This is a genomic window from Insulibacter thermoxylanivorax, from assembly GCF_015472005.1.
Lineage (GTDB): Bacteria > Bacillota > Bacilli > Paenibacillales > DA-C8 > Insulibacter > Insulibacter thermoxylanivorax.
Map to the genome: position 1 here is coordinate 1 of NZ_BMAQ01000061.1, position 5,085 is coordinate 5,085.

The window sequence follows — 5,085 nt, forward strand, 5'->3', positions numbered from 1 at the left end:
ACAATTATATGGACTCAACTTTTCCGGGCGCTTTTTGTACGAAATTTCGTACAAAAACACAGAACGACTTGATTACGCAGCGCTTTTATCCTAAATTTGGGTCAAAAAACGGACACACAAACTTCACCGCTATGCTTCACCCGAAAACGAATCACATCATCACAGGAGGTGCGCGTATTGAACGAGAGAGAGACTGCGTCGACAACATCAGCCGCCGTTCATGCCGCGTCGGAAGCCGCAGATGCTGCCAATGTCGCAGCTAACACCGCAGTCCATGCTGCTGCCAATGTCGCAGCTAACACCGCAGTCCATGCTGCTGCCAATGTCGCAGCCAATGCCGGCACGAACAACGGGGAACGCGAGGGATGCAAGGGTTGTTCGGCGAGTGTTCACGTGGATCAGCAGCAGTTAGACCGCATCCTGGCGTCATTAAACGCTCGTCCGGAACAGTGCGTAGACGAAGCGACATACATGCAGCGTCTATCGATCTGTCAGACTTGCCCTTCCCTCGCCTACGATACGACCTGTATGCACTGCGGCTGCCTGGTCGCCGTACGCGCCCTGCTCAAAAACCAAGCCTGCCCGTATCCCGGGCAGGCTCGTTGGTCGTAATCTGGCTGCTGTTCCTATATCGTTTGTTCTTATATATGAACTCCTATATCAGCTGTTCCAAGCCAGCTTGCGGCTTGGGCGCCGGTACTATTCCAGCAGCGTTGTAATGATCGGTTCATCTTTGGTGATGATAATCGTATGCTCGTATTGAGCGACATAACCAGGTTCAGGCAGCACGAGGGTCCAGCCGTCCGGCATGCCTACGACAAAGTCCGGACCCGTTGACAGGAAGGGTTCTACGGTGATGACGAGTCCTTCCTTCAATCGCCGTTTATCATGCTTATTGTATACCGGTTCGATCTCCTTCGGATATTCATGCAATCCTCTGCCGATCCCGTGACTGCACAAATTGCGTATAACGGAATATCCTCCCTTGGCCGCTTCCTCCTGAATGATGCGGCCGATTTCATTCAGCCTCACGCCGTGCCGCAATTGCTGAATCACTTTCATCATCGTCTGTTCCGTATATTCACACAACTTCGTTATCTTCGGATCATGCGGCGGAACCTGGAAGGACTGCCCCGCATCCGCATAGTAACCATCCTTCTCGGCGGAGACGTCGATATTCACCACATCGCCTTCACGGATGACGCGGTCCCCCGGTATGCCGTGCGCCGCTTCTTGATTCACGCTTATGCATGTATACCCTGGGAAGTCGTAGGTGAGCATCGGCGCGGAGTTCGCGCCATAACGCTTCAGGATCTTCCCGCCCAGCTCATCCAGTTCCTTCGTCGTCATACCTGGGCGCACTGCCTCGCGCATCTCCTTGATCGTCAGGGCGACGATTCGTCCGATCGCTTTAAGTCCTTCGATGTCTTTCTGAGAACCCGCTATCATCTAGAACGCTCCTTATCTTTATACATAGTGTCCAAATTATATCATATATTCAACTGCGATGTGATTAACAATGCGCCCAAAACACTATTCACACGCCGTAAATTATGTGATATTGTGAAATAATCTGTAAGATTTTGAAACGGCAGCTCCGCTGTTACGTATATCTATTATGTAAACCTTACCTGTTTCAGGGTAAAGGATGAACGATGATGCCATTAAGTTTGAATATGCCGCCCTTATAATAAGTGTGCGACATAAGGAATACTTCTAATACAAGGAGGAGAAGCAATGAGTGTATTCAAGAGACTATTCCGCATCGGCAAGGCCAATGTAAACGCCGCCCTCGACAAACTGGAAGATCCCGTCAAGATGATCGATCAGATCCTGCGTGAGCTGGACGAGGATATCGCGAAGATGACCGCTGCTGTGACTTCGCAGATGGCCGTTGAGAAACGCTTCGAACGGGAGCTTCGAGAAACGGAGAACATCATCGCTAGGCGGGATGAGCAAGCCCGGGTTGCTGTAGAACGCGGCGAAGATGATCTGGCAAGAGAAGCCCTGATCGATAAGAAACGTCATATGGAGAAGCTCGAAGCGCTGAAGGCCAACTATGAGAAAGCCAAAGCGACGGCCGACCGTCTGCGCAAGCAGCTTGATGATATGAAGAACCGCGTACAAGACATGAAGACGAAGCGCAGCGCTCTGATCGCACAAGCTGAGGCAGCCAAGGCGACGAAGAAGATTACGAAGACGATGAGCGGTGTCGGCACGGCTAATCTCGCCGAAAGCTTCTATAAGATGGAAGAGAAAATCCAGCAAATGCATGACGAAGCGCAAGCAGCTCAAGAACTGGCTGAGAGCGAACGTGCCCTTGATTATAAATTTGAAGAGATGCTCAGCAAAACTGCAGATCAAGAAGTTGAAGACGAACTGGCACAACTTAAAGCATCGCTTAAGAAATAATCCATACCAGGACCGGATAGCTTGGAAGTCTGCTTCCAAGCTTTTTTCGGCAGGTCACCCCGCATCTTCGGTTTGGCGCCCGGACATAAACTGTGATCTGCCGCACTCGATAAGGGAAAGGAGATTGCTATTTGAACAACAACGCGATCAAACGAATCCAACTCCCGGCCCTGATCTGGCTGGCGATCGTGCTGATGTTCCTCCCTTCTGCGGTCGTCTTCGCCGCTCCCAAACCAGAAGGATATATCGTCGATGAAGCCGGTCTGTTCAGCTCCAGTGAGATATCGGCTATAGAGGACAGGATCGCCCAAGCGCCCTTCGATCTCTATGTCTATACCGTGGAACATCTGGACGGCACAACGATTGATCGGCTGTCAGCGGACACCTTCAAGGCATGGTCCCTCTCAACTAACGATGCCCTCGTTACCATCGCCTATGAAGAAGGAGAAGTCTACCTCGAACTGGCGATCAACAGCAAACTGGAGCGGGCTCTGTTTACTTCCGCAGAATATTCGGGAACGGACAGCCATCTGCGGCTTCTGATGGACACCTTCTTCCCCCATGCGGCGAATGAGGATTTCGGCTCGGCGATTGCAGCCGTGGTCGATGAATTCGAGCGGTTGTTAGAAGTATATGAAGCACCCGCTCCGCAGCCATCGCCCAGTCCTGGAACAACGGCACCAACTCCAACACCTGCGCCGTCGCAGCCGCCTGCTTCTCTGCCATCCGCTGTCGCACCGGTAAACGGCGGATTGATCTTCGGGATTATCCTCGGCCTGTTTATGCTTGCCGTGCTCGCCTATATGTGGATACAGCATCGCCGGGTGAAGAGCAGCTATCAAGATGCGCGGGAAGCTTATCGAACCTCCCTCGGCACGGTGAACCGATTGGAGCAAGAGCTAACACCACTGGTTCAGCTGTCGCGAGGTCAGTCAGAGGCTTATCTCAAACAACTTCAAGACCGCTATTATGAACTGCTTCAATCCTCCACCCAATATCGTACAGAAATCGAAGCCTTCCGAATCCCGATCTGGGTGACGGGTCGTACATCAGCTGCACTGGACAGCATACGCCAACAGATCGAGAGCTATCAACAGCAAGCGGATGAATTGCTTACAGAGGTACAAGAATATCGCGCAAGAGAGACCGCGCTCAATGAACAGCTGCGCCTTGCCAAACAGACATGGCAAGCGGCCAGCCAGACTTTGACGAACCTGACACAGTCATTCGGATTCAAGTTGGATAGCCTCCATCGCTCATCCACGCAGCTTGAACAGCTCATCGATCAATATCTGGATGCGCGAACATTCGATCCGCTGTCTATTGAGCACTCTGTGCCTGAGCTTACAGAGCGATTGGAGCAATTCAAACAGAAGGTGCAAGATGCAGAGCAAGCAGCTAAGGAATATGAGCATCTGCCGGAGCGGATTGCGGCGGCCAGGGAGAAGATCGATCGCAGTATCCAGAGTGAGCGGCTGATCTTAACAGAGATCCAGCCCTATGCAGCCTTCGACGCGGTAAACAATCAGCTGATGCAGCTGCAGCAAGCCCTTGAAGCCGGCAATTCAGCGCAAGCTGTCGAAATCGCCAAGCGCATCAACAACCGGCTTGCAGACGCTGTGAAGATGGTTAACGATTCCATCGAAGCAAGGGATTGGAATCAGCGGGCCTATGACCAGATCAAGACGCAGCTGAATCAATATGATGACAGCTTCTTTCAACGGCTGAGGGGCGAACTCGATGATTTGCGAGTCAGATACGCGGATCATCATCATGCGGATCTCCCTGAGATCATAGCTCGCATCGCCAAGCAGTCTGCGGATATCAGGGACAACTTGGACCGTACCTATCAGTTGAATGATCCCGCCGCCCAGCGCTATCTGGAATGCCGGAAACTGCTAGAGCGTTACCTGCTCACGCTGCAAGACATCCAGCGGGATGCCGAAAGAATCCTGAATCTAAGGCGAGAGTTAGATGAACAATTCCATGCGTTGACTGACCAGATCTCCAGCATCCAAGGCCGTTTCTCGCAATGTATGGATGACATCCGCAAGCACGCTTTGCCTGCTCGCACGGCAGTACAAGACATGATCCATGTTGTACAAGATGTCTTCGCACGATGTGAGGAGCTTCTGCAGGCGGTAAAGCGTGACAACGAATCGCTTGCGGCATATGTCCAGCAAGCGGATGAAGCTTGCAGCCATCTGGAACACATCGTGAGGGAAACCATAGCTGAGAAGCAAGAAGCCGAACGGCTCATCGCCCAGTTCCACTCGGCATATCATAAAACCTCAGCTTCCTGTGCGAGATTTGTCAATCTGTCGAACTACAAAGCCCGTTACCAGGTCATCGCGAGTTCGATCGCCCAGGCGATGTCCGACGGCGAATACGAACGCGTGCACATGTACATCCAAGAAGGGCAAGCCTTGCTAAAGCAGATGAAAGACGAGTACAACGTGAAGCTGGCAGCCTATAGGGAACGTGAACGCAGACGACGGATGGAGCAGATGTACGGCTCCGGGGGAGGCTTCGGAGGATTCGGCGGTTTCGGCGGTGGAGGTTCACGAGGCGGCAGAGGGGGCTTCGGTGGCGGGTCGTTCGGAGGCGGAAGCAGCTTCGGCGGCGGATCGCGCGGAGGCGGCGGCAGCTTCGGCGGAGGTTCACGAGGCGGCG

Annotated in this window: 4 protein-coding genes; 3 read left to right on the forward strand and 1 reads right to left on the reverse strand. The window is 52.7% G+C overall.

What is annotated here, in order from left to right; genetic code table 11:
- The first annotated feature begins 177 nt into the window (after positions 1 to 177).
- Entirely contained in the window at positions 178 to 612 is a 435-nt protein-coding gene (locus PRECH8_RS14575) for a DUF6171 family protein (protein ID WP_242457602.1), read from the forward strand.
- A gap of 87 nt (positions 613 to 699) precedes the next feature.
- Here the strand turns inward: PRECH8_RS14575 and map are convergent, their stop codons facing one another.
- Positions 700 to 1,449, reverse strand: a complete 750-nt coding sequence (gene map, locus PRECH8_RS14295) for a type I methionyl aminopeptidase (RefSeq protein ID WP_200967762.1) — start codon at positions 1,447 to 1,449, stop codon at positions 700 to 702.
- Between the two features lie 288 nt (positions 1,450 to 1,737).
- Between map and PRECH8_RS14300 the strand changes: the two genes are divergently transcribed.
- Together PRECH8_RS14300 and PRECH8_RS14305 are read left to right on the forward strand one after the other, a co-directional pair.
- Complete coding sequence (locus PRECH8_RS14300; RefSeq protein ID WP_200967763.1) at positions 1,738 to 2,412, forward strand: PspA/IM30 family protein; 675 nt, start codon at positions 1,738 to 1,740, stop codon at positions 2,410 to 2,412.
- Between the two features lie 131 nt (positions 2,413 to 2,543).
- On the forward strand, positions 2,544 to 5,085 hold a 2,542-nt coding region (locus tag PRECH8_RS14305), incomplete at its 3' end, for a septation ring formation regulator EzrA (RefSeq protein WP_200967764.1).